We start from the raw sequence: 25,474 nt of genomic DNA on the forward strand, positions 1-25,474 counted from the left end.
ATCGATAAGCGTTTCAACATTATCCCTTTCGCATAGCGCGGAAGGGATTTTTTTTGAAAGGCTCCTCTGCTCCAATATAGTTGGAATATTAACCAGAATCTCAGTTACCGGACAATTAAACTTTTAGAATTTTCAAAACAAGGTAGTCACGATGATATCATTATCAGACATTAATACAGATCAGCGTTTAGATTCAGTCACTATGATGCCTGACTACTGCGTTCAAGAAATTTTCAGTTGTGATATAAACAATGAATCCTGCGCGAAAATTCTTGTTGTTCTTTCAGAGCAATCCCGCGAAATAATCTTTTCGAATTTAAACGTTGTTCGTAAAGAGAAAATTTCTGAATTACTTGAACTATTTTTATCCGAAAAAAATAAATTAACTAAGCAAGAAGTAGAAGTATCATGTGAATCACTGCTCGACAGAATTGAGTATCTCGTAAAGGGCGGATTCATTAGAATAGCGACAAGAAATGAGGTAGATGAATCATTTTTAGATATGGGTGCGGAACTGACAAATTTCTCAGACGGGCTGCCTATATTTGATTTTAATCACAATGACTTACATGATTTGATAGTCTGGTGGAATTTAGCCGCCAAAAACAGCAAAAGCATCCTCGGTAAAAAACATGAAGTTCAAAATATCATCTTAGAACGGCTGGATGATCAATTCAGCACCGAGCTTTACTCAACATCAATAGATGATGCGACAGAACAAGAGCTGCGTGAAAAATCCAAGCTATTAATAAACGAAGCCCTCGAAGACTACAAAATAAGGGCTAACCTGATAGAATCGTTTATCATTAATACATCTCAAAAACTTTCCGTTCAGCAACTTGCAAGCGAGTTAAGCTCCTTTTTCAGCGATAAAGAAGAAATGGAAGAGCGACTTCTTAAGCACGGACCTCTCTTGCTATATCCAGCAATAAAAGAACGCTTACCAGCTCGGGACATAGCAATGTCCCTTTACAAACTAGGACTAATTATAGCGGATGAAGGGCTGGATGAGATGGATAAATACACCAAAAAATTTGATGATCAATTTTTCCGCAAAGGAGCGGCACTGCTGCTGGCCGGAATAGACGAAATCAACCTTGGAAAGATCATAACCGAGCGCAAAAAAGCATACACATGGGAACTGGAAACCAAAATGAAAATGATCACCGATGCAGTCATTTGCATCAGAAACAACGTAAGTCCCTACATAATGCTAGAACTTATGAGCAGCTACACAGTCTACGATTTAGAGGAGTAAAGGGTTCAAGCCGCCGGAGGCATCCCATCCACCTCCACCCATACTTATTTACCGCTAATGCTGTATTTTTTTAGCTTATACTGTAGCAAACTTTTAGAAATACTGAGCATTTCTGCCGCATCTACTTTCACAAAATTGCTGTGTACTAATGCTCTGCGAACCAAGGTAGCTTCGATTTTATCTAAAGCCTGCGCCAGATTTATTTTTGTGGGCAATAAATCCACCGCACTTTTAAACTGGGCTTCTTCATCTTTTATTTCAGCCGGCAGATCGTCAGTAGTAATGACAGTACCGGAAGTAAGTACTACGCACCGTTCAATCACATTTTGAAGCTGACGCACATTTCCGGGCCATTCATATGCGGACATATAGTCCATAGCAGACGGAGAAAAACCTTCAAATTTCTTATTATTTTCCGCAGAATATTTGACCAGAAAATGATCGATCATAAACGGAATATCTTCTCTGCGCTCCCGAAGCGGTGGAAGCTCAATGCTTACAACGTTGAGTCTGTAATAAAGATCCTCACGGAAAGTTCCATTCTCAACAGCTTTTTTCAAATTTTTGTTGGTCGCTGCGACAATTCGAATATCAACTTTAATAGTATCAACACCACCAACCCGCTCAATGGTCTTTTCTTGCAATACTCTTAAAAGCTTAACCTGCATGTCATGTGATAGCTCGCCGATTTCATCGAGAAATAGGGTTCCCTTATCCGCCATCTCGAAGCGACCGCGCCGAAGGGCAGTTGCTCCGGTAAATGACCCTTTTTCATGCCCGAAAAGCTCACTTTCGAGCACTCCTGCACTTAGCGCCATACAGTTAACGGAAACAAAGGGGTTATCACAGCGCGGAGAGGACTGATGCACGGCCTGCGCAACTAATTCCTTACCAGTACCAGACTCACCGGTGATAAGCACGGTAGAATTGCCCGGAGCGGCTTTCTGGATCATTTCGAAAACTTGAAGCATGGGCTTAGAGCGCCCGATAATGTTATTCGGAGAGTAGCGATCTTTAATCTGTTCGCGCAGCATTCTATTTTCCTGCTGAGTTTTCGCAAACTGAGCAGCCTTAGTAACTGACAACATCAACTCTTCATTGGCAAAGGGCTTTGTAATATAATCAAATGCCCCTACTTTCATAGCTTCAACGGCTGATTCAATTGAACCAAAAGCGGTCATGATTATCACTGGAATGTGTGAAAAGTTCTTTTTCACATGTTCAAGAACATCCTGGCCCGTAAGCTTAGGCATTTTCATATCAGTGATAACAACATCAACTTCTGATTCATCCATAAAAGCCAGACCGGTTTCAGGATCTGAAAGCGCAGTTATGTTATACCCCTCGTCCGAAAGCATTGCTTCGAGAATAAGTAGGTAGTTCTGTTCATCGTCCAGTATAAGAATATTAGTAGCCATAATTTTGCTATATCCAAAAATTTTAAGTGAGCACTAAAACCAAGTGCTAACAATCATGTTTATCTGACAAAAAGAGTTCAATGCGAGCACCGCCCTCTTCATTATTCATAACAGTAAGTCTTCCCTTATGGCTTTCCACAATGTTACTAACAATAGCAAGCCCCAAACCTGTTCCGCTATCCTTGGTCGTAAAAAATGGATCTTTAACTTTACCAATTATTTCAGGTGAAAAACCGGGTCCTGTATCTGAAAAAACAATACTTACGCCATTTTTTACTTCTTCAATAGAAACACATATCTTTCCGTCCTTATCGATAGCCTGCAAAGCGTTGCCGACAAGGTTGTAAAAAGCACGGTAAAGCAAATCTTCGTCTCCGCAAACCATAAGCCCATGAACATATTTACGTTCAAATTCAATTCCCTGTGAATGGCACTTTTGTTCCATAAACATTGAAATTTTATCAATCAAGTCAGCAGGATCAATAGGAACAAAGGTCAACTTACGAGGTCTAGCGTAATCGAGGAAATCACTGACAGTGCGGCTCAGCCTTTTACACTCTTCGTGAATAGCGGAGAGTATCCGCTCATTAAGCGGATCACTATCTTTCATGCGCTTAAGAAGCAATTCCGAACTAGAACTTATAATCCCAAGAGGATTACGAATCTCGTGCGCCACGCCTGAAACCATACGCCCAATACTAGCAAGCTTTTCGCTCTGGTTAAGCTCTTTTTCAAACCTCTGCCTATCTTTCATACGCTGCGCATTGATAATATCAGCACGCTTAACAATAGCCATAATAGTAGCAAACAAAATCAGCGCGGAAAAACATGAAGTAAAAAGAATCAACCTTTCAAAGTTAATAACAGACTGATAATCCTCAGTAATGTCTTGAGTAAGAACCAGCGCGCCCATGATAATATTTTCTTCAATGTTTAGGCTCTTCTCTGAACGCAAAGGATAAACAATCTTCAAAAGCATTGTCCCGGGCCGCATATTTAAATCAAAAATTGCCCCAATCGCGGATTTCTTGCTAATAAATTCATATTTAGGCTCGCCCGTCTCCATAACCTTTTTAATGAATTCTCCACCCAAATTATCTTTACCAATATTCGTTTTATCCAAAGAATACGAAACCATAAGGCCCGGATCATAAATCCTTACTTCATTGACCTTAAAGCTATGAATAGTAGAACGAACAACCTGATCCAAACGGTCCATCTGCTCTTCATTTTTTAAGCCGATTTTACCGTACCCAATAATAGTAGGCAAAATAAAACGACGATATATTTGGTGATTCAAATTTTCAGCCTGCAATAACGAAAACTCTTTCTGCTTTTCCAAAAGAGTCTCATCAGCATGTTTAGCCAAAAAAACAGACAGGCCCAAACTACTCGCAACAATAACCACCAACAATGTCCATGACAGCAGCTTTACCAACTGAAAAGACTGATTCTGTGGATCTTTAGGTTTAGAATCCAAGTATGCTCCGTATAAGAGAGTGCGGTGGGGTTATGCCTCCGGCGGCTTAAGAACCTTTTTGGAAAAAGGTTCTTAAGAATCTCCCAAAACTTTTTAACGGGTTAAAATAGGTAGAATTTGGAAATAACTACCGTTTAAATATTCTTTATAAGGCTTATGCAACAAAATCAAATCGGTCACTCACAAATATGAATGACCGATCTGTTACTTTTAAAAATAATACTAACTCAAAAAAGACCAATCTCTTCAAACCCCAACCCGATAAAAAGTTTTGGGATTCTTAAACCCTTTTCCCAAAAGGGTTTAAGCCGCCGGAGGCATAACCAACCTAAAATTTCTGCTCTACTCGTGTGTTACATAAAAAAGCTTCGAGGTCGGCTTTTTCTTCTTTTAGGCCGTCTGCTCCGAGACGCGCTTTGGCGAGCCGTTTACCTAGTTCTACTGCTGGTTGGTCGATTGGGTTAATTCCAATTAGCCATCCTGTGAATATTGTTGTGGCCATTAGTAATCCCATAAGGCGCCCTGCTGATTCTTCTGAATCTGCGGCCATTTTTAATTCGATTAACGGCACACTGTTGGCGGATAGGGCCATTTTGGTTCCTAATCCTTCTGCGTGAATTAGTTCACCGAAATTTTTACCTTTGATATATCCAAAATTATCGGGAATATTTTGGGGAATTTCTTCGCCATCCGGTAAGGAATCGCAGGTTAGGAACATACAAGCTTTATTCCGTGGCCCGTCTAGGAACATTTGGTTTACGGAGTGCTGATCTGTTGCACCGACTGCGGGAATGGGCTGACTGCCTTTGCCTTCTTTGCCTAAGCTTTCAGCCCAGAGCTGGGCGAACCATTGGCCGAAACAGGCCCATTGCGGAATATATGAGAAGAATATTAGTTCGTTATATCCTTTTTCCATCAAGGCTGCATTCCAGCAGGCTAATTTATATGAAGGGTGCTCTATAAGAGCTTCGGTAGTTAGGTTGGGTGAAGCTAGGGGCGATAGGATTTCTGCCGCGCCTTCTACTAATGAGCGGTAATCCATCTTCATAAACATGGCAGGGAGTAACCCTACAGCGGATAGTATGGAATATCTTCCGCCTAGGTTATCTGGAACTTCCAGAGTGCGAATGGAAAGCTCATTTGCTTGTTCGCGCAAAAATCCGTTCTCTTTGTCGGTTACGAAAAGGAAATTGTTGTTCCACTTTTCGCCGAGCTTTTCCTGCATGCGCTTACGAATCAAAAAATATTGGCTGATAGTTTCAATTGTTCCGCCAGATTTGGAAACAACTGCAACGAGTGTTTTTTCGAGAGGGAGTTTTTCGAGATATGAATCTAGTGTCTTGGCGCAGACGTTATCGCCTATCCAGAGCCAAGGGCCTTTATGGCAAGGCTGATCCTGTGCGGGAAAAAATGCTTTTTGTAATGCTCTGGCACCAAGGGCTGACCCCCCAATTCCGAGTAAGAGCATGTGATCGAACCCTTGAACATAATTTTCAAGGCCATCAAGATCGTGCAGAAGTTCCGCCATATAGGGCATGGAACAAAATGGTAATTTACCTTCAGCAACCTCTTCACAGAATCTTGCGGATATTGCATCTGCGGATTCGGTCTGTGCTTTTATATCAAGCTTATCCTGCCAACTGTCTGTCCAATCTATGATGTTCGTTGCCATACTCGATCTCCAAAATTATGGGTTCGTAATCCTCTCCCGGAAATAAAAACTTATTTCCGGGAGAGGTAAGATCCTATTACTAATCAAATATGACTATCTTTACGAACATTTTATTTTTTCATCAACACTTTCCCTATCTTTTCCAGTGAAGTTTTAAGAACTTCATCATCAAGAGCATAGGAAAAGCGGATACAGCGATCATCACCGAAAGCAGAGCCAGGCACAAGTGCTACTCCGGCTTCTTCCAATATTTTAGTACACATAGAAGCTGAATCAGGAGTTTCTTCATCAAAGAAAGTATCCAAAACAGGGAACAAGTAGAATGCCCCATCAGGCTTAGGACAAATAACGCCCGGCCATGAAGTAATTATATCGTACGCAATATCTCTGCGTCTCTCGAAAGCAACTTTCATTTCATCAACGAGATCCCAAGGACCTTCGAAAGCTGCAAGCGCAGCTTTCTGAGCCATTGAGTTAACGTTGGAAGTTGACTGCCCCTGAATTTTAATCATCGCTTTAACCAAGTCAGGGTGGGCAAGTGTTGTACCGATACGCCAACCGGTCATGCAGAAACTTTTTGAAAGCGCGCCGACGATTGCTACATCTTCAGGGTATTTTTCCCAAAAAGTAGAAAGAGTTGAATAGCTGGCCGGTGCATAAACTAGTCTGTCATACACTTCATCTGAAATGATGAAAATACCTTTACTTCTAGCCCAGTTAGCAATCTCATCAAGCTGAGCCTGAGGATAATGACAACCAGTAGGGTTAGAAGGTGTATTTAAAATGAGAACTTTAGTTTTAGAAGTGGTGGCTGCTTCAAGATCTTTAATTTGAGCAAGAAAATCATTCGCTGCTTTTGTGGATACAATTACAGGTTTTCCTTCTGCAAGTTCTACCATAGCAGGATAACTCACCCAGTATGGTGCGGGGATTAAAACTTCATCGCCTGGATCGATCAGAGCCATGAAAAGATTGTATAGTGAATGCTTTCCGCCGTTACTAACAATCACGTTGTCTTGTGTAGCTGTAACGCCGTAAAATCTATCGTAATATCCTGCAACAGCTTTACGCAATTCAGGGATACCCGGAACCGGGGTATAACGAGTGAAACCATCATCAACAGCTTTTTTCATAGCATCACATACGTGCTGTGGTGTCTGGAAATCAGGTTCGCCAACTGCAAGGCTTACAATTTCTTTACCCTGTGCGCGAAGTTCTTGTGCTTTTGCATTCACTGCCAAAGTTGCTGACGGCTTTGCTCTCATGAGTCTTTCAGAAATTTTCATATCTCTTTCCTGCTGCTTCAGTTATATGTTATTCCCCGACCAAAGACGTGCTTTTATCCCTCTGATACTGGGGACAGCTGACATATCCATGACCGAATACCGATTGCCTTTTTAAATTTGCAAACTACTGTATTACAAATTTGAGACAGACTATACGTATATCGCCCTAGGATTCTAATGTAAAAATGTTCGAACGTAAATCTCTCTATGGAAAATTTATTGCTTTCCACTGCTATTTTACATCCGTTTACCGAAACAATGCTTTTTGCAAATCATCTTCACCCCTGCTACTATCTATAAATAAGGAGATCACAATGACCTGTAGAATATTTCTTTTAATGGCTTTGCTCATGACCATCACCGCATGCTCAATTGTCCCAATGAACGGGAATGTAACTTCAAGCGGAGAAATTCTTGGAGCTGCGGAAATGTCCGCCACAAGAGATCCCGGCCTGAAGTCATATAATATTGTATCTGAACTTCCAGACGGAACCATTTACCGCGGTACTACCAAAAGCTCAGACAAATCCCTTACTTTGTTCAGCAATAGCGGAGAAAGCATGGAGTGTGTCTTCAAGGTAAATAACCTATCCAAGGGATTTGAATCCGGTGGAACAGGTTCTTGCACTACCTCTGAAGGGCAGAAATTGGACGTAAAGTTCTAGCCTTCTAAATAATAAAATAGAAATTTAATATGATTCATCTTAATCGCTTATCATACAGCTTCGGTTCTAACTGGGCACTGAAAGATATTTCCCTGCATGTAGAAAAAGGGGACTTCATATTCCTGACCGGACATTCCGGAGCAGGTAAAACTACACTTATGCGCTTATTATATGGCGCTCTTCCCGTAAAAAGAGGCCAGGCAACTGTCGCTGGATATGATTTACATAATTTGAAACGCAAACAAATTCCAGATTTACGACGCGAATTAGGCGTTGTTTTTCAGGATTTTAAAATTTTACCTAACCGTTCTGTATATGAAAATGTAGCTTTAGCTTTAACCGTGAGAAGCATGGCAAAGTCCACAATTGATAAAAGAGTACGCGCTATCATCCGCGCTCTTGGTCTCGAAAATAAGACTTACACAAAATGCCACAAACTTTCAGGCGGAGAGCAGCAAAGAGTAGCTATTGCCAGGTCAATGGTAGTGAACCCCAAGCTGATCCTTGCAGATGAACCTACTGGTAATCTTGATTTTGATCTTTCCATGCACCTGATGGATGTCTTTAAACAATTTCACACCCACGGTACGACAATCATAATGGCAACTCACAGCCGTGAAATACTCCGCACCGTACCGGACGCTAAAATAATCCACCTTGAGGGCGGACAAATTTGCGAACCACCGGAACATATACTTTCGGAGATAGCTTCATGATTTCTCTTATTTTTAGACTGATAGGCAGAGGAATACGCGATCTCGGTCTGCATCCGTGGGCAAATCTTTTCACGCTCGTTGCAGTAACCATGGTTTCGCTACTTGCCGGACTTTTCATGTTCACTCTGCATAACGTTAATCAGGAATTGCTCAAAACCAGAGGGCAAGTCCAAATGCAGATTTTCTGGCAGTCCGGTACAGCCGCTGAAGTCTACAAAAGACAATGGAAAACACTATCAAAACTTGATGGCTTAAAAGAAATCCGCACCTTCACTCCAGACGATGCACTTAAACATCTATCTGAAGCGTTAAACGGTGAAGACGATTTTGCATGGATGAAAGAACAAAACAATCCACTTCAGCCCACAGCGCTACTTGCCTTTTCCGTTGAGGCAGGAGTAGAAAACGATAGATGGGCCACGGATTTACTTAGCAGACTTAAAGAACTGCCTTACGTAGACAAGGTTCACTACAACCCTCTGCAAATAGACTTAGCCAAAGGCTGGATAGGACTCACACGATCCGTAATATGGCCTATAATTGGATTTCTAGGCTTGGTTGTTGCCCTTGTAGTTGGAAATACCATCCGTCTTTCTCTAATGACCCGCAAAGACGAAATTGAAATTCTATACTTAGTCGGCGCAAAGCAATGGTTTATCCGCCTGCCGCTCCTGACAGGAGGCGCACTCTTAGGGTTAACAGGAAGCTCCATAGCTCTGGGAACACTCTACGCTGCGCAAAGATTTTTCGAAGACGTATTGAATTTTCCGCCGCTATTCATGAAACTTACATTCCTACCGCCCGACCAATGCATGGCACTAATCGGAGCAGTAACCCTAATAGGAATGTTCAGCAGTTTCGTAGCTGTTCGTGGCTAAGAATGCCGCTGGCGGGCAGGGGCTTTGCCCCTTGCATCCCCACCAAAGGGGATAATCCCCTTTGGAAACCTTAGTTGGGGTTTATTCAGAAGATCGAATTAAATTTATTAAACCTTGCCCCCCCCCCCGATAAAAAGTTTTGGGAGCCTTGAACCCTTTTTCCAAAAGGGTTTGAGCCGCCGGAGGCATACAAATAAAAAGGAAACATAAAATGAGAAGTAAAAAAATGACAGGCGGGCTGGAAAAAGCTCCTCACCGTTCATTATTATATGCATTAGGTCTTTCAGAAGACGAAATGCACAGACCGCTTATCGGTGTATGTAACTCTGCGAATGAAATTATTCCGGGCCACGTACATCTACATACAATAGTTAAAGGCGTTAAAGACGGCGTTCGTTTAGCTGGTGGTGTTCCAATGGAATTCCCTGCAATCGGCGTATGTGACGGACTGGCGATGAACCATGCCGGAATGCGCTACTCCTTGCCGAGCAGAGAAATTATTGCTGACTCCATTGAAATCATGGCTACTGCTCATCCTTTTGATGCATTAGTGCTCGTTCCTAACTGCGACAAAGTCGTTCCGGGAATGCTCATGGCGGCTCTTAGGCTGAATATTCCGACCGTTATCGTTAGTGGCGGGGCAATGCTTGCCGGCAAAAAAGACGGCAAAAAAGTTGACCTCATCACCGTATTCGAAGGCGTAGGACAGGTTAAGTCCGGCACTATGACTGAAGGTGAGCTTACATCCCTTGAGCAAAGCGCATGTCCTACTTGCGGATCATGTTCAGGTATGTTCACAGCCAACTCCATGAACTGCCTCTCTGAAACAATCGGACTTGCATTACCTGGTAACGGAACAATTCCAGCTGTAATGGCTGACCGTATCCGTCTCGCAAAAAGAGCCGGTACACGCGTAATGGATCTGCTCGCAAAAGATATCAAACCACGCGATATTGTAACAGAAAAATCCCTTACAAACGCAGTAACAATGGACATGGCACTTGGTTGTTCAACAAACACAGTGCTCCATCTTCCAGCTATTTTTGATGAAGCAGGCTTAAAGCTTGATCTTACCATATTTGATAAAATCAGCCGCAACACACCAAATCTGTGTAAACTTTCACCAGCTGGTCCTCACCATATTCAGGATTTACATGACGCTGGCGGAATTCAGGCAGCGCTTGCAGAACTTGCAAAGTCAGGCCGCATTGAACTTGATGCCATGACTGTCACAGGTAAAACAATCGGCGAGAATCTTAAAGAATTGAATGCATCTGTAAAAGACCACGAAGTAATTCGTCCAATCGACAATCCTTATAGTAACGAAGGTGGAATCGCTATTCTTTTCGGTAACATAGCTACAGAAGGTTGTGTTGTTAAACAGTCTGCAGTTGCTCCAGAAATGATGGTAAAAACAAGCAACGCAAAGGTCTACAACTCAGAAGAAGAAGCTGTTGAAGCAATTCTTGGCGGAGAAATTGTAAAAGACGATGCAATCGTTATTCTTTATGAAGGACCAAAAGGCGGACCGGGTATGCGCGAAATGCTAACCCCAACATCCGCAATAGCTGGAATGGGACTTGGCGCAGACGTTGCTCTCATCACAGATGGTCGTTTCAGTGGCGGAACTCGCGGCGCAGCAATCGGCCACGTTTCACCCGAAGCAGCATCAGGCGGAACCATCGGAATAGTTCAGACCGGAGACGTTATCAAAATTGATATCCCGGGCCGTACAATTAACGTAGTTCTTACCGATGATGAAATTGCCGAAAGAATGAAAACATTCACCCCTATCGAAAAAGAAATGCCTTCCGCATTCCTGAAAAGATACAGCCAGAACGTAACATCAGCTTCTACTGGTGCTATATATAAAAAATAGTTTTATTAGCTTTCAGCTGGTCCAGGGGGTAACTTTTGAAGAAGTTTTCCCCTGGACCCCTTCAAAACTTTTTAGCGAGTCAGCAAGGTGAGATTATGTCAGACGTATTTTTCTGGAATTTAAGAACTACTCCCAATGCGCCGTATAGTAAAAAAATTGAGCGTTTATTGAGTAAGTCTGGTCTGGATTCTATTGTTGACGAAGGTGATCTTGTTGCTCTTAAAGTTCACTTTGGGGAAAGCGGAAATACCGGATACATAAATCCTGTTAATCTACGGCCGCTTGTAGATTTTCTTTTGAAATCTGGGACTAAACCTTTTTTCACTGACACCAATACTTTATACGTCGGCGACAGAGGAGAATCTGTTTCTCACGCTCTTGTTGCCGCACGGCACGGATATGATCCTAACAATATCGGTGCGCCAGTTATCATTGCGGATGGATTAAAAGGCGAGCACGAAGTTACCATTCCTTATGAAGGTAAATATATTTCTGAAGCATATGTCGGCGGTTCAATAATGGAATCTGACATGCTCGTTACTGTTAATCACGTTAAAGGCCATGGTCTTGCCGGATATGGTGCGGCCATAAAAAATATCGGTATGGGATGTGCTTCCAAACGTGGTAAAATGCACATTCACATCACCACCGGGCCAAAGCTGGTCGCGGAAAAATGTACGGGATGCAAGGTTTGTATTTCCGAATGCGCTGCAAATGCTCTTCAACTTGATATCAATAGCCGCATTTCAATGATTGGAAACTGCACTGGCTGCGGCCGCTGTTTCCTTTCCTGCAAACATGACGCTATCATCATTGACTGGAAGACAGATGTAGTTGAGTTCACCAACCGCCTGATTGAATATAACAAGGCAATTTTAGATAACTTTAAAAAACCTGCCATTCACATCAATTTCCTTACGAATATTTCACCAGAGTGTGATTGCCACGGATATACGGATACACCGATCTGTCCTGATCTTGGCATTATGATTTCATCAGATCCTGTCGCTATTGATCAGGCATCACTTGATATGATCAATGACGCTCCGCCTATCTACCCGAGCAAATTACCAAATGGCCTTAATTCCGGTGATGAAAAGTTCAGAGCACTCGCCCCAAGTACACCTAAATATTTCGGACTGGATTACGCAGAAGAAATTGGACTTGGTTCAAGAAAATATACGCTTATTAACATCTAGAATAATTTTGTTTCCTCGACCATTGCAGGAAAATATTTGATCATAGATCTATAATAATTTATCTTTTCGCAGAATAGTCATTAATTCAGCGCAATCTTTTGCTATGAAATCTGGATTAGACTTTTTCAGGTCCTCAAACGATATTCTACCAGTAGCTACTGCCGCCGTTCGGGTGCCTGCTCTCTCTCCTGTTTCAATATCGATAGGATGATCGCCCACCATCAGTGCATTCGCGGGAGATAGATTTATGATCCCCAGTGCTTTTTGAATATGATCTGGATGCGGCTTAACATTTTCAACATCTTCACGGGAAAGAAAGCAACCGCATAGCTTTTCAATATCCGGCAGCATGGTCTTAACTGCTGATGATGTATTACGTGTTATGATTCCTATCTTGATTCCAGACTGTCGCAATTCAATCAGCAAAGGGTGAGTAAATGGAAATAATTTACCATGTCTGGCAGCTTCCAATTCCATTGAAATAATTAGGAATCTGCACCTTGTATGGAACTCTTTTCCCAGATCAGAATCATCAATAGAAAGACAACTTGCAATATAATCCACCCATTCCAGAGCTGGTAGATTATCTGTTTCTGGTAGCGGATCTATAAAAGCCCTGCCCAAAGCTTTAAGCCTTTTTTTCATCTCATCAAAATCAATTGTCAGCTCAGCCAACGTTCCATCAAAGTCGAAAATAATACCTTCAATCTTATTCATAGTTTTCTATTTTTAAATATCTTTACAGTGTTGCTTGCGAAAGGGTCTTTCTCAGGGTTATGAAAGCTAAGCATGTTCGAACAAATTTATTCTTAATATATGTTTTTGTCAGGAGTTATAGTGTCAGGTAAATATGATGTAATTATCGCAGGAGGAGGTCCAGCCGGATCTTCAGCTGCATATATCCTCGCTAAGAAAGGCTTTAAAGTAGCTATTATCGACAAGGCGGAATTCCCTAGAAAAAAACTCTGTGGTGGACTAATTACCCACAAGACCATGAAAACTCTGGAAAAAATATATGACTGCGATGAACAATGCATAATTGATGAAGGCCTTATCGAATACGAATCCGCCGAATATTCAGTCTATTACCGCGACAAAAAAATACAAGATGGTGCATCACCAGTCCCTTTCCGTTTCGTGAACAGAGAAACCTTTGACTACTTTCTTCTTAAAAAAGCTGCAAATGCCGGGGCCGAGATTTTTACCTCTGAAGAAATAGTCCACTGTAATTACCAAGATGCAGAAATAAAGACCAAAAGTAATAAAATTTTCAAAGGTAAATACCTATTAGGGACAGATGGTGTAAATTCCACTGTCCGCAAATTTGTTCCCTACGATAAAAAAGCATGGCGGGAAAACATGGCGTCCACCATCGAAATAACTTTCGATGCAAAGGATTATCCACGCGAAGTCAAATGGCCTGAACTATACATAGGTTGCCTCAAAGCAGGTTATATCTGGGTTTTTCCGGCAAAAGACAAGGTTGTGGTAGGAATAGGCAGTCTCAATCGCTGTACTACAAATTTCAAAGAGACCTTCATGAATTTCCTGAAAAGTCAGGGCGTCGAAGATCCATACTCAATTCCACTGCAAGGATTCCCGCTTCCATACGGAAACTACATCAAAGATCCATGCTACGGCAGAACCATATTAGCAGGTGACGCCGCCGGACTTGTCGAGCCACTTTTCGGGGAAGGAATATTCTACGCGCTACAAACAGGAAGATACGCCGCAGAAGCCATCGCAAAAGGCATAGTCGAAAACAAAGATCCCGCTCAATTCTACATCCCAAGGTTACAAAAATACATTTTCCCCGAAATTATCTATTCAAACAGGCTGCGCTGGACTTTATTCTATTCACAAAAATTACTTAAACACGTTTCGTTCAAAATCGCGTTTAAATCATTACCAGCAATGCTCGCAGAAATGATTCACGGTATTCGCTCTTACAAGTTTTTATTGAAAAAGAAGTGGGATTAACTCACCCAATCCTATTTCGACTTAATCTGAGAAACAAGCATTCCGCAAAGCATCAGTCCACAACCGAATAGACCTTGAATTGTTAGCGTTTCTCCGAGCAACAGCCACCCTGCTACTGCGGCAAATACTGACTCTAAGCTTAGTATTATTGCGGCATGAGCAGGTTTTGCGTCTTGCTGAGCTATAACCTGCAAAGTATACGCAACTCCAACGGACATTAACCCTCCGTAAAGGATCGGAATAGCTCCGGCGTATATACCGCTCAGGGTCACTTCTTCGACCATAAATACGCCTATAAAACTAAATATTGAACATACTACAAATTGACCGCTTGCAAATTTTATTGGGTCAATTCTAGAAGAAATAAGCGATATTACAATTACATGTCCGGCCCAGAAAAATGCACTGATCAGAACGAGTAGATCACCGAAAGCTATATTAAATCCTTCATTCACACTCAGTAGATACATCCCGACTACCGCCAGAACGACACCTACCCATGTTGGAAGACCTGTTTTCTGCTTAAAGAAAAGCCCCATAATAGGGACAAACACAACATACATACCTGTAATAAATCCAGCATTTCCAGCAGTGGTGTAAACAAGTCCCCACTGTTGCAATGTAGACCCTAAAAATAGTGCTGATCCGGCAATAATACTGCCTTTAAAAAACTGATTCATATCCAATTTTTTGTAAGTACCGTCTTTCTTTTTTTCACTATCAAGTCTGTAGATGAGTGGAAGAAGTGCAAACGCACCGAGAGCAAAACGAACAGCATTAAAAGTAAATGGACCGACATAGTCCATACCTACTCTCTGAGCTACGAAGGCGGCTCCCCAAATCATTGCTGTTATGAGTAACAACACATCTGCTTTTATATTTTTAGACTGCATTTATTATAATTTTGGTTGTAGTTAAAAATGAAGAGCGAGAATGACTGTAATAATTTAATTCTGCAAGAAAAAAAGTACTGCCAAAATTTATATTTATGCCTCAAATATTTACTACTTAATTAATAATTATTAAAACTGATTTTCAAGATAAATAAACATCTCAACATACTGATAAGACTGAATAACTAGTAATAGTAATAAATAATAAAAATCCAGAATACTGCACGTTTATATTGTGCAATATTCTGGATTTTTTATGAAGTCAGAATAAATTGTAATTGCTTAAAACTAAGTTGTCTTATGTAGACTCAATTTCATCAACAGGCTCAGTTAAAAGGAAATCTCCTTTCTGAATCCATGATTTGAGCTTATCAGCAATTTCAAGTGACATAACATGACTTGTCATTGGAACAGTTGGAATAACCTTACCATTCACAGTTATTTCACCTGATTTAAGTTCTTCAAAAGTAACATGAGCAAGAGCACGTCCAACCCCGTTAGGATAGTCGTAACCGTAATCTTTTACCGGCATCTGAATATCTGCATCAGATACTCCGGTGAACCATGCCATTTCTTCGTTAAGAATCGGAATTGGAATTCCTATACCGACAGAAGCTGTACAGCCATATCCCTGAAAGCTTAGCCCGCGGAAATAACGTGGGTCCATGCCTTCCAAATCACCCTTAATCATAAGAGTTCCAGACCCGCCAAGAGGTATACCTCTTTCGTTACGAGCTGGGTTTTTAACATGCTGAGTTCCCGCTCCGATTACATATCCTTTAGCTCCTGCCAAAAAGATGCGTGTACCTAAACCGATAGTCTTTAAATATGGATCATTGAAAAGTGGTGAAAGCTGGCCGGCTGTAGCGTAATTTGCGTTACGCTGATTAGCTTTAAGAGGCCCCATATACGTGTGTATTGTACGACTGGTCATATTAACTGCGCAATTGTAATTTTGATAACAATTACGGGGGTTAAACATAACGGCGTTAGGTAAATCTTTCAGTGTAATGTCTTTTTCAATCTCTTTACGAGGATAACAGTCAGTCCCGTATCCCTTCGCCTTAAGACGAACAGTCTTACCTGCAATCAAATCTTCGATTACATGGCCGCCACCGTAAGCAAATCTACCTGGGTAAACTTTATTAAGCGGATCATCTTCAGCAGGCTCTGTAACACCGATATAAGAGTCTGCAGCGGCAATTCCTGCATAACATGGAACATTGTTCAACCACACCTGTGAAGTCTTCATAGTAGGCGGTTCCTGTCCAATATTGAACAATAACCCAGAAGAACACATGGGTGAGAAAGTACCCGTTGTTACAACATCTATTTCTTTAGCTGCTTCAACTTTGCCCTTAGAACGGACGATTTCGACCATTTCTTCAGCGTTGACGACTACAGCTTTACCATTTTTAATGCGCTCGTTTATTTCTTTTATAGTCTTATTGACTTCAAAGGTCTTCGCCATTGAAAAGACTCCATTTTGATTAAGATTAAGAAGAACCGAGATTGTGTCTTAAAAGCCCTCTTAATGCAATTTTAATTTTAAAATGAATTTTATACAGCCAACCCCTTTTAAAATGGTTTTAGAGCCATATCTATCTTGGCTAAAGCTTTCTTTTAATGTATAAGAACGAGTGGCTTTTGAGAGAAAAATAAATCATTATTTTTTACATAAATTTCAACTAGATATAGCACTGGTATAAAAAATAAAAATCACGTGAAAAACGAACTAAGAAATAACCTTCTGAATACTTGCTCTGATTCAGACTTAATACGCTGGTTTGACCCTATTAGCATCGAAGTTTCCGATGACACAGGATTTGTCATGGTTACTTTTCCACATGCTTTTTTCGGTCAATGGTTCAAAAGCAGCATTCAAGATAAGTTTGAAGAGCAACTTGGACTTTTTCTAGGAAGCGGTTTTTCTGTTTCGTATTTAAATAAAGGCTCTTCCGGATCCCAGCCTGCCGTAAAAATATCTGATACCAAAAAAATTGATTTCCCCTTCGGTCATAAATTTACATTTGAAAACTTCCTGACAAGTAAAAAGAATTACTTTCCTTTGGCTTCCGCAAAAGAAGTGACCAGAGTTGAAAATGTAGCTTTCAACCCTTTTATTATCTGCGGTAAAAGTGGTTCTGGTAAATCACACCTACTGAAAGCTATAGCGAATGAGATAAGCAAAAAAATTAATCGCGATAAAATTTTCCTTGGAAACATAGATGATATTCAAAATATTTACTCTGTCCGTTTCGGCGGAGATCTTATCCGAGCAAGAAATTACTTTTTTGAGTTTGACTACTTCTTCCTTGATGACCTTAAGCAAATTAGAAAATACGATAAACTCCAGCAGGAACTTATTTCTATTTTCAATAATTTTTACGAGAATGGAAAACAGATGGTTTTCAGTTGCTCTGATAAATTAGCCTCCTACGACTTTTTAGACCCTAACCTTAAGTCCAGGTTGGAATGGGGTTTAATAGTCACTCTCAAGCGCCCTGACCTTGAAATAAGAGCACACTACATCCAGAGACAGTGTAAACTTAAGAAGCTTCCGTTGACTAAGGATCAAATTTTAACTCTGTCTCAAAGATTTCAGGATTTCAGATATCTTCAAGGTATACTTATCAAGCTCACTGCATTCAGAGAACTTGTACGCAAGAATATGGATGATAGAGATTTTGAAAATATTCTGAACAACACGGAAGAAAAAACAGAGGAGAAACTCACTCCAGAGTTTATTATCAAGTCTGTTTCAACTCATTTTAACCTCAAACCTTCAGACCTGACAGGTAGCAAAAGGCACAAGATTACGGCTCATGCAAGACAGATTGCAATGTACCTTTGCAGAGACCTTTTGGGAATATCCTATCCGGCACTCGGAAGGGTCTTTGGGGGCAAAGATCACAGTACAGTCCTATATTCGGTTAAAAAAATACAAGAATTACAGAGGTATGATAAGGTTTTGAAAAGGCTGTTGATAGAATTGAAGGATATGTGTCTATTACGTGTTTCAAACTGAACAAGTTAAAAAACAGTGTCTATATGTTCAAATTGAACAACACTGAATGTCTATAAATTATTCAATGTTTCTAGAGTTTTATGCGAGTAAGAAACATACGAACGAAGCTTATTAAATTTACAAGGAGAATATAATGTATTTAAAGGTGAATAGGGACGAAGTGATCGAGGGACTCCAGAAATCCGCCAGCATCATTCCAGCCAAAACAGGAGCTGCATATTTGCGGACAATTTGGCTGAAAAGTGAGGAAGGCAGTTTACGGATTATGTCCACTGATTCTAATTTAGAATTTTGCGGAACATACCCAGCTGAAATTATCGAAGAGGGTCTTGCTGGAGTTCAGGGAAGAGCATTCTATGAACTGGTAAGAAAATTGCCTTCAGGTGAACTCGTAATCAAAACTGATCCTGATGGATCAAGTATTTTGGTTGAGCAGGGATCAAGAAAATACAAACTTCCAGTAAACGATCCAACTTGGTTTCAGAAGTTTTCTACTTTTCCAGCAGAAGGCGCTGTATTCTGGTCAGGTGATTTCTTACTTGAAATCATCGAGCGTATCGCATTCTGCATCAGCGATGAAGACAGCATGGAAGCAATCGCTTGTATGAACATTGTCCCTTCTTCTGATGAAAACGGAAAATACATTGAAGCATGTGGTCTAAACGGGCATCAGTTCGCTAGACTTAAATTTTTCAATGATGACATTCATGCGATTCTTCCTGAAGATGGCATTCTCGTTCAGAAGAAATATCTTGCTGAGCTTAAAAAATGGCTGACAGCTGATGAAATTGAAATGTCTCTAGTCGAAAAAAGACTATTTTTCAAAACAGCTGATGGTAAAGAAACTTTCAGCATGCCTCTCAGCTATTACCAGTATCCAAATTACAAAAATTTTCTGTCAAAGCTTAACGACGATGATGTCTCACGTATGAAAATAGAAAAATCAGAGCTTTCAAATGCTCTTGACCGAATTTCTATTTTCAACACTGATTCCAATCGTTGTGCTTCTTTCATGTTTAATCCTGGTGAGCTTATTCTCTTCAGTCAGGGACAGGAAGTTGGAACTGCAACAGAATCCATTGAAGTTGATTTCAGCGGTGAAATGGAACGTATTGCATTTCCCACAAAGAACCTGATCGAGATCCTCGGTCATTTTCAATCTGGGAAAATTAGCTTTACTTTGACCGGATCTGAAGCTCCTTGTGGTTTAAGCGGTGATGAGGACAACGAATATCTCGTCATTGTTATGCCTATGAAGGTTCAGGAAGAGACTTACTACAGCGAGGAAGATGTTTAATGGCTCAGAATAAAGATACTTATACAGCCGACTCGATCACGGTCCTTGAGGGACTTGCAGCTGTAAGAAAAAGACCGGCCATGTATATCGGTTCAACCGATACCAGAGGTCTGCATCACCTTGTTTACGAAGTTGTGGATAACTCCATTGACGAAGCTATGGGCGGATATTGCTCAAAGATTAAAGTCAAACTTCATATGGACAACAGCGTTACTGTTTCAGATGACGGTCGTGGTATTCCAGTCGATATGCATCCGAAAGAAAAAAAACCGGCTCTTGAGATCGTAATGACCGTTCTTCATGCCGGTGGTAAGTTCGATAACGATGCCTACAAAGTCTCAGGTGGCCTTCACGGGGTCGGAGTGTCATGTGTAAACGCTCTTTCGGAACATCTTGAGGCCACGGTAAGGCGCGACGGTAAAATGTATCGTCAGTCGTATATACGAGGAGTTCCAACTGCCGCACTTGAGTGCATAGGTGACGCAGTTACAACAGGAACAACTATCCGTTTCAGACCTGATGAGCAGATTTTTGAAACTAATCAGTATGATTTCAATACCTTAAGAAAACGTTTTCAGGAACTTGCTTACCTGAACAAAGGTTTACAAATCGATTTCCTCGATGAAAGAACCAGTGAGAAAGCAAGCTTTAAAGCTGAAGGCGGGATTATTGAGTTTGTCAAAGACCTTAACAAAGGTCAGACAGCTGTTAGTGAGATTGTTTATGCTTACTCAGAAGTTGATAATGTTGTTACTGAACTTGCCTTGCAATACAACACAGCTTTTAAAGAAAATACCAACACCTTTGCCAACAATATCCGCACTGTAGAAGGCGGAACTCATCTTGCTGGTTTTAAAGGTGGGCTGACCAGAGCTATTAATAATTATATTCAGAATTCAGATTTGCCTAAGAAGCTGAAACAGAAGCTCTCAGGTGATGATGTTCGTGAAGGTTTGATTGCGGTGCTTAGTGTTAAACTTTCCGATCCGCAGTTTGAAGGGCAGACCAAAACAAAACTTGGTAACTCTGAAATGACGGGTATTGTCGGAGCGATGGTTTACGACAAACTGTCATCATATTTTCAGGAAAATCCCAAAGATGCTAAAGCAATAGTCGAAAAAGTTGTTGATGCGGCAAGAGCCAGAGACGCAGCCAGAAAGGCTCGTGATCTTGTTCGTAGAAAGGGCGCTCTTTCTGATCATTCACTTCCCGGTAAACTTGCCGATTGTCAGAGCAAGGACCCTTCTGAAAGTGAACTTTTCATAGTTGAGGGAGATTCCGCTGGCGGTTCAGCTAAGCAGGGTCGTAACCCGAAACATCAGGCGATTCTTCCACTCAGAGGTAAAATTCTGAATGTCGAAAAAACCCGCTTTGACAAAATGCTCGGTAACAAAGAAATTCGTGCCATGATCACAGCTATGGGGATAGGGATCGGGCAGGAAGAAAACGATAAGGATTTCGATAAACTAAGGTATCATAAAGTCGTAATTATGACTGATGCTGATGTTGATGGATCTCACATTCGTACGCTTCTTTTGACTTTCTTTTTCAGACAGTATGAAGAGCTGATTAGGCGAGGCCATTTGTACATTGCACAGCCTCCTCTTTACAGAATAGCCAAAGGTAAATTTGAGAAATTTATTAAGGATGATGCTGAGCTTTACAGTTTGCTGATTGAAAGAGTTTCAAAAGATATTACCATCAAAGCAAGCAATGACAAAGAATATCATCAGGAGACTTTAACGCCTCTTCTTGACGATATTCGTTTCATCAAGCAGAAAATATTTGAAGCAATGAACATGGGTGTTGCTGATAAGCTTTTTGTCGCTTTGATAAGCTACTATTCTAAAATTACTCCAGAATTTTTCAATGATGGAGATACAGCTGAGTTCATAGAAAAAATGGCTGTAGCTGGTTTTAAAGTTGATATCGATCGTGAAGATGATGATGGCGAAGAGCGTGTTTACGTTACTTTTGAAAATGAAAATGGAAACCGCAATAAGCTTGCTGTTGAATTCTTTAATTCAAAACTCTTCAGATATTCATACGATACGCACAGCAATATCACCACAGAATGCGCAGGTAATGAATTCGCAGTGTTACGCGGCGAAAATGTTACTCAAGTTACCGGAATATTTAATTTGCTGGATGCTGTCATGGAAGAAGCCTACAAGGGCATTAATCTTCAGCGCTACAAAGGTCTGGGTGAAATGAACCCTGAGCAGTTGTGGGAAACTACAATGGATCCTGACAAAAGAACCATGCTGCAGGTAACTATCGAAGACGCAGTTGGTGCTAACGAAATATTCATGGATCTCATGGGTGATAACGTTGAACCGCGCAGAGAATTTATTGAAAGAAATGCTCTTGCCGTCCAAGAGCTTGATATTTAGTTTCTGCTAGAAATAAATATTATATATTTGATTTTACACAGGATATTTAAAACATATGGGTGTGAGTTTTCTCATAAAAACATATGTTTTAAGTCAGCCTAATTTCCGTTTTCAATCGGAGGACAACAGTGGCTCAGATTACTATCGAAGAAGAACTTAAAAAATCGTACTTAGAGTATTCTCTAAGCGTCATCATAGGGCGAGCTATCCCTGACGTAAGAGATGGTCTAAAGCCGGTTCATAGACGTATTCTTTACGCAATGCATGAACTTGGAAACCATTATAACAGATCATACAAAAAATCTGCCCGTATCGTCGGTGACGTAATTGGTAAGTATCACCCACATGGTGATTCTGCTGTTTATGATGCTTTAGTACGTATGGCGCAGGGATTTTCTATGCGCGATCCGCTTGTAGACGGTCAGGGTAACTTCGGTTCCATTGATGGTGATGCAGCGGCTGCGATGCGTTATACTGAATCCAGAATGACAAGGTTAAGTTCAGAGTTCCTGGCTGACCTTGAAAAAAATACAGTCGATTTCAGAGACAACTATGATAACTCTCTGCAAGAACCGACTGTTCTACCTACAAAAGTTCCTAACCTTCTGCTGAATGGTACAACTGGTATCGCAGTTGGTATGGCCACAAATATTCCTCCTCACAATTTACGTGAGCTTTTAAATGGAACTTTGCATCTTCTGGACGCTCCCGAGTGTACAATTGATGATCTTATGGTTCACATTAAAGGTCCTGACTTTCCTACTGCGGCTCTTTGCTTCGGTGGGAAAGGACTTGAAGAAGCGTATAAAACAGGCCGCGGAAGTATTAAGATTCGCGGTGTTGTTGCTGTTGAAGAACTTAAAAACGGTCGTCAAAGTATCGTTGTCAGCGAAATTCCTTATGCTCTTAACAAATCCAGTCTAGTTGAAAAAATTGCGCTGCTGATTGGTGAAGGCAGAATCGAAGGTGTTTCTGATCTTCGTGATGAATCTGACCGTAAAGGTATTCGCATTGTTATTGATCTAAAACGAGGCGCAATAGCTGATATCATCATAAATTCACTTTACAAATTCACACAGCTTGAAACCAGTTTCGGTATCAACATGATGGCAGTATCTGGAAACAGACCAATGCTCATGAACCTGAAACAGGTACTTAGCTTCTTCCTTGAACATCGCAGGGAAGTTATTATCAGACGCACAAGGTTTGACCTTGATAAATGCGAAAAGCGTGCTCATATCCTAGAAGGTTTGAGAATTGCTCTTGATAATATTGATGAAGTTGTAAAAATCATCAGAGCATCAAGCAATGGTGACGAAGCTAGACTCGGGCTTATGGCTCGTTTTGAGTTTTCGAAAGTACAGGCTCAAGCTATTCTCGACATGAGATTGCAGAGACTTACTAATCTTGAGCATGAAAAAATTCTTGAAGAATATGCTGAAATCCTCAAAAAGATTGAATACTTCAAATCTATTTTGGAAAATGAAGAAGTTCTTAAATCTGTAATACGTGATGAACTGACTGAGATTAAAGAAAATTACTCAACACCGCGTAAAACAGTACTTCTCGATCAGAATCCAAATGATATCGATATCGAAGATCTCATTCCTGATGATGATGCAGTAATTACCCTATCCAGACGCGGATACATTAAGCGTACACCTCTTTCTAACTATCATCAGCAGAAACGAGGCGGAAAAGGTATTGCGGGAGTTCAGACTAAGGATGGAGACTTTATCCATACTTTCCTGACCACTTCAAATCATCAGTATCTGGTACTGTTCACTTCGAAAGGAAAGATGTTTAAAATTAAAGTACATCAGGTTCCCGAAGCTAGCCGTATTGCACGTGGCGCACACATAGCTAACTTGTTGCCTTTGGAGAAAGACGAAACCATCGCAACAGCACTTACTATGCGTGAATTTGAAGAAGATCGCTTCTTCCTGTTCGTGACCAAGAAAGGAATGATTAAACGTTCCAGCATTGCTCTTTATCGTAATTGCAGACAGTCCGGTATCCGCGCTGTAGCAATGAAAGAGGATGATGTGCTCATCACTGTCAAGCAGGTCAGCGCTGATTCAGAAGCTATTCTTGTTACCAAGAACGGAACTTCAATCAGATTCAGCTGTCAGGATGCTCGCTCCATGGGCCGCGTCGCAAGCGGTGTGAAGGGTATTGCTCTTCGTCCTAAAGATGAAGTTGTTTCAGGTGTTGTTACTGGAGATGAAGAACGTACTCAGCTCCTTACCATATCCGAAGGCGGTTACGGTAAACGCACCAAGATTGAACAGCATCGCCTGCAGACACGAGGCGGTAAAGGTATCATCAGCATGCGTGTTACCACTAAGACCGGTAAGGTTCTTGGTTCCATCATGGTATCTGCGGATGATGAAGTTGTGCTTCTTACTTCTGGTAATAAGATTATCCGTCTTGGAGTCAAAGACGTCAGCTTAGTAGGTAGAGCTACTCAGGGCGTAAGACTTGTTAAGATGGCCGATAATGATAATGCAGTAGGATTTGATCTCGTAATGGATGATGGTATTGAAGTGCCAGAAATTGATGAGAGCGAAACCGAATCATGAGACAATGGTTGATATTAATTCTCGCATCCCTGATCCTTATGGTTCAGGGGTGTGAGAAACCTGTTGGTGATCGTTCTGAAGCTATCGAAAAAGCTAGGCAGAATTTTATCAGCGGCTTTTATGTTGATTCTGAAAAAGGTTTCGAAAGATATCTTCAGAATAATCCGCAAGGTAAAGACAGGCTTGAAGCTTGGGAATACCTAGTGAAAATTGATTCTGAGGTACGCCAAGATACTGAAAGAGGTGCTTCTCTCTTAGAAGCTATGTACCTTGAATTCGGTCATAAAAAAGAATTGGCAGCTGAACTTAAACGTAAGTTGGCTGAAATGTATGTAAGAAATGGCCAGTATAAATTAGCAGTGGAAGCACTTGAAAAAAGCTTAGAATTTCCGAATCAGCCACCTGAGCAGGTTGATTCAACCAGAACTTTGCTAGCGCAGACTTTTCGGAAATTGAGAAATTATGATTTAGCAATTTATACGTATAATGATCTTGCAGATACAACGCTAAATTCAGATACTAAGGCGAAGGCTCTTTATGAAATGGCGCATACTCTAACTCTTATTCAGGCATGGGAAAGAGCTGAATTAGAGCTGAAAAAAATGATAATAATGAAAGATATGCCGGAAAATGTGCACGCTAAAGCATCATTTATGCTGGCTGATATTTATGAACAGAAACATGAATATACGAAGGCAGTAGAGCTTTTAGAAGGCATATTATATACATATCCAAATCCACATGCTGTTCAGTATAAATTAGATTATATGAAGAAGCTTGAATCTGGTAAAAAGAGATAAGTTGTTCTGGCTAAATTAGATTAAAGTAAAAACGAACTTGTAAGTAATCC

At 40.9% G+C, this 25,474-nt stretch carries 19 protein-coding genes; 12 read left to right on the forward strand and 7 right to left on the reverse strand.

From position 1 onward, the window contains the following. Positions 1 to 151 precede the first annotated feature (151 nt). On the forward strand, positions 152 to 1,258 hold the full coding sequence (locus BR06_RS0109515) for a hypothetical protein (RefSeq protein WP_031482349.1): 1,107 nt from the start codon (positions 152 to 154) through the stop codon (positions 1,256 to 1,258). 44 nt (positions 1,259 to 1,302) lie between these two features. Here the strand turns inward: BR06_RS0109515 and BR06_RS0109520 are convergent, their stop codons facing one another. The 4 genes from BR06_RS0109520 to BR06_RS0109535 all read right to left on the reverse strand — a co-directional run bounded on the left by BR06_RS0109520 (position 1,303) and on the right by BR06_RS0109535 (position 7,114). Further along, entirely contained in the window at positions 1,303 to 2,676 is a 1,374-nt protein-coding gene (locus tag BR06_RS0109520; RefSeq protein WP_031482350.1) for a sigma-54-dependent transcriptional regulator, read from the reverse strand. 46 nt (positions 2,677 to 2,722) lie between these two features. Next, entirely contained in the window at positions 2,723 to 4,156 is a 1,434-nt protein-coding gene (locus BR06_RS0109525; protein ID WP_031482352.1) for a sensor histidine kinase, read from the reverse strand. Positions 4,157 to 4,484: 328 nt separating this feature from the next. Continuing rightward, positions 4,485 to 5,828 (reverse strand): hypothetical protein, encoded by a 1,344-nt coding sequence (locus BR06_RS0109530; protein WP_031482354.1) that lies wholly within the window; start codon positions 5,826 to 5,828, stop codon positions 4,485 to 4,487. A gap of 110 nt (positions 5,829 to 5,938) precedes the next feature. Next, the gene (locus BR06_RS0109535) at positions 5,939 to 7,114 is read right to left on the reverse strand and encodes a pyridoxal phosphate-dependent aminotransferase (RefSeq protein WP_031482356.1); all 1,176 of its coding nucleotides are present in this window, start codon (positions 7,112 to 7,114) and stop codon (positions 5,939 to 5,941) included. A 314-nt stretch (positions 7,115 to 7,428) separates the two neighbouring features. Between BR06_RS0109535 and BR06_RS0109540 the strand changes: the two genes are divergently transcribed. From BR06_RS0109540 to BR06_RS0109560, 5 genes are all read left to right on the forward strand, one after another. Further along, positions 7,429 to 7,779 carry a hypothetical protein gene (locus BR06_RS0109540; protein ID WP_031482358.1) on the forward strand — a complete coding sequence of 117 codons (351 nt, stop codon included), beginning with the start codon at positions 7,429 to 7,431 and terminating at the stop codon, positions 7,777 to 7,779. 29 nt (positions 7,780 to 7,808) lie between these two features. Continuing rightward, positions 7,809 to 8,495, forward strand: coding sequence for a cell division ATP-binding protein FtsE (ftsE, locus tag BR06_RS0109545; RefSeq protein WP_031482360.1), 687 nt, complete (start codon positions 7,809 to 7,811; stop codon positions 8,493 to 8,495). After that, on the forward strand, positions 8,492 to 9,373 hold the full coding sequence (locus BR06_RS0109550) for a cell division protein FtsX (RefSeq protein ID WP_031482362.1): 882 nt from the start codon (positions 8,492 to 8,494) through the stop codon (positions 9,371 to 9,373). Before ftsE ends, BR06_RS0109550 begins: the two co-directional genes overlap by 4 nt. Positions 9,374 to 9,584: 211 nt before the next feature. After that, positions 9,585 to 11,252, forward strand: a complete 1,668-nt coding sequence (gene ilvD / locus BR06_RS0109555) for a dihydroxy-acid dehydratase (protein WP_031482363.1) — start codon at positions 9,585 to 9,587, stop codon at positions 11,250 to 11,252. Between the two features lie 95 nt (positions 11,253 to 11,347). Next, positions 11,348 to 12,451 carry a DUF362 domain-containing protein gene (locus tag BR06_RS0109560; protein ID WP_031482365.1) on the forward strand — a complete coding sequence of 368 codons (1,104 nt, stop codon included), beginning with the start codon at positions 11,348 to 11,350 and terminating at the stop codon, positions 12,449 to 12,451. 48 nt (positions 12,452 to 12,499) lie between these two features. On the opposite strand, the gene BR06_RS0109565 is transcribed toward BR06_RS0109560, so the two are convergent. Then, a complete protein-coding gene (locus BR06_RS0109565) occupies positions 12,500 to 13,168 on the reverse strand; it encodes an HAD family hydrolase (RefSeq protein ID WP_031482367.1) in 669 nt (222 codons plus the stop codon). Between the two features lie 120 nt (positions 13,169 to 13,288). On the opposite strand from BR06_RS0109565, the gene BR06_RS0109570 reads away from it, so the two are divergent. Continuing rightward, positions 13,289 to 14,431 carry a geranylgeranyl reductase family protein gene (locus tag BR06_RS0109570; RefSeq protein ID WP_031482369.1) on the forward strand — a complete coding sequence of 381 codons (1,143 nt, stop codon included), beginning with the start codon at positions 13,289 to 13,291 and terminating at the stop codon, positions 14,429 to 14,431. A gap of 11 nt (positions 14,432 to 14,442) precedes the next feature. On the opposite strand, the gene BR06_RS0109575 is transcribed toward BR06_RS0109570, so the two are convergent. Both BR06_RS0109575 and BR06_RS0109580 read right to left on the reverse strand, forming a co-directional pair. Beyond that, complete coding sequence (locus BR06_RS0109575) at positions 14,443 to 15,324, reverse strand: DMT family transporter (protein ID WP_031482371.1); 882 nt, start codon at positions 15,322 to 15,324, stop codon at positions 14,443 to 14,445. Between the two features lie 298 nt (positions 15,325 to 15,622). Continuing rightward, the gene (locus tag BR06_RS0109580; RefSeq protein ID WP_031482372.1) at positions 15,623 to 16,795 is read right to left on the reverse strand and encodes a homocysteine biosynthesis protein; all 1,173 of its coding nucleotides are present in this window, start codon (positions 16,793 to 16,795) and stop codon (positions 15,623 to 15,625) included. A gap of 252 nt (positions 16,796 to 17,047) precedes the next feature. Here BR06_RS0109580 and BR06_RS0109585 point away from each other — a divergent pair, with 252 nt between their 5' ends. The 5 genes from BR06_RS0109585 (at position 17,048) to BR06_RS0109605 (ending at position 25,424) form a co-directional block, all read left to right on the forward strand. Further along, positions 17,048 to 18,352 carry a DnaA ATPase domain-containing protein gene (locus BR06_RS0109585; RefSeq protein WP_031482373.1) on the forward strand — a complete coding sequence of 435 codons (1,305 nt, stop codon included), beginning with the start codon at positions 17,048 to 17,050 and terminating at the stop codon, positions 18,350 to 18,352. A gap of 133 nt (positions 18,353 to 18,485) precedes the next feature. Next, positions 18,486 to 19,649 (forward strand): DNA polymerase III subunit beta, encoded by a 1,164-nt coding sequence (gene dnaN / locus BR06_RS0109590; RefSeq protein ID WP_031482375.1) that lies wholly within the window; start codon positions 18,486 to 18,488, stop codon positions 19,647 to 19,649. Next, on the forward strand, positions 19,649 to 22,042 hold the full coding sequence (gene gyrB, locus BR06_RS0109595; protein WP_031482377.1) for a DNA topoisomerase (ATP-hydrolyzing) subunit B: 2,394 nt from the start codon (positions 19,649 to 19,651) through the stop codon (positions 22,040 to 22,042). The genes dnaN and gyrB overlap by 1 nt, the downstream gene beginning before the upstream one ends. 128 nt (positions 22,043 to 22,170) lie before the next feature. Next, positions 22,171 to 24,624 carry a DNA gyrase subunit A gene (gene gyrA / locus BR06_RS0109600; RefSeq protein WP_031482387.1) on the forward strand — a complete coding sequence of 818 codons (2,454 nt, stop codon included), beginning with the start codon at positions 22,171 to 22,173 and terminating at the stop codon, positions 24,622 to 24,624. Then, positions 24,621 to 25,424: a tetratricopeptide repeat protein gene (locus BR06_RS0109605; RefSeq protein ID WP_031482388.1), complete on the forward strand. Its 804-nt coding sequence runs from the start codon at positions 24,621 to 24,623 to the stop codon at positions 25,422 to 25,424. Before gyrA ends, BR06_RS0109605 begins: the two co-directional genes overlap by 4 nt. The last annotated feature ends 50 nt before the right edge of the window (positions 25,425 to 25,474 follow it).

Source organism: Maridesulfovibrio frigidus DSM 17176 (genome assembly GCF_000711735.1).
GTDB lineage: Bacteria > Desulfobacterota > Desulfovibrionia > Desulfovibrionales > Desulfovibrionaceae > Maridesulfovibrio > Maridesulfovibrio frigidus.

Coding starts and splice junctions, on each gene's coding strand:
- BR06_RS0109515 (WP_031482349.1), top strand. CDS start 152: ATGATATCATTATCAGACATTAATACAGATCAGCGTTTAGATTCAGTC.
- BR06_RS0109520 (WP_031482350.1), bottom strand. CDS start 2,676: ATGGCTACTAATATTCTTATACTGGACGATGAACAGAACTACCTACTT.
- BR06_RS0109530 (WP_031482354.1), bottom strand. CDS start 5,828: ATGGCAACGAACATCATAGATTGGACAGACAGTTGGCAGGATAAGCTT.
- BR06_RS0109535 (WP_031482356.1), bottom strand. CDS start 7,114: ATGAAAATTTCTGAAAGACTCATGAGAGCAAAGCCGTCAGCAACTTTG.
- BR06_RS0109540 (WP_031482358.1), top strand. CDS start 7,429: ATGACCTGTAGAATATTTCTTTTAATGGCTTTGCTCATGACCATCACC.
- ftsE (WP_031482360.1), top strand. CDS start 7,809: ATGATTCATCTTAATCGCTTATCATACAGCTTCGGTTCTAACTGGGCA.
- BR06_RS0109550 (WP_031482362.1), top strand. CDS start 8,492: ATGATTTCTCTTATTTTTAGACTGATAGGCAGAGGAATACGCGATCTC.
- ilvD (WP_031482363.1), top strand. CDS start 9,585: ATGAGAAGTAAAAAAATGACAGGCGGGCTGGAAAAAGCTCCTCACCGT.
- BR06_RS0109560 (WP_031482365.1), top strand. CDS start 11,348: ATGTCAGACGTATTTTTCTGGAATTTAAGAACTACTCCCAATGCGCCG.
- BR06_RS0109565 (WP_031482367.1), bottom strand. CDS start 13,168: ATGAATAAGATTGAAGGTATTATTTTCGACTTTGATGGAACGTTGGCT.
- BR06_RS0109575 (WP_031482371.1), bottom strand. CDS start 15,324: ATGCAGTCTAAAAATATAAAAGCAGATGTGTTGTTACTCATAACAGCA.
- BR06_RS0109580 (WP_031482372.1), bottom strand. CDS start 16,795: ATGGCGAAGACCTTTGAAGTCAATAAGACTATAAAAGAAATAAACGAG.
- dnaN (WP_031482375.1), top strand. CDS start 18,486: ATGTATTTAAAGGTGAATAGGGACGAAGTGATCGAGGGACTCCAGAAA.
- gyrB (WP_031482377.1), top strand. CDS start 19,649: ATGGCTCAGAATAAAGATACTTATACAGCCGACTCGATCACGGTCCTT.
- BR06_RS0109605 (WP_031482388.1), top strand. CDS start 24,621: ATGAGACAATGGTTGATATTAATTCTCGCATCCCTGATCCTTATGGTT.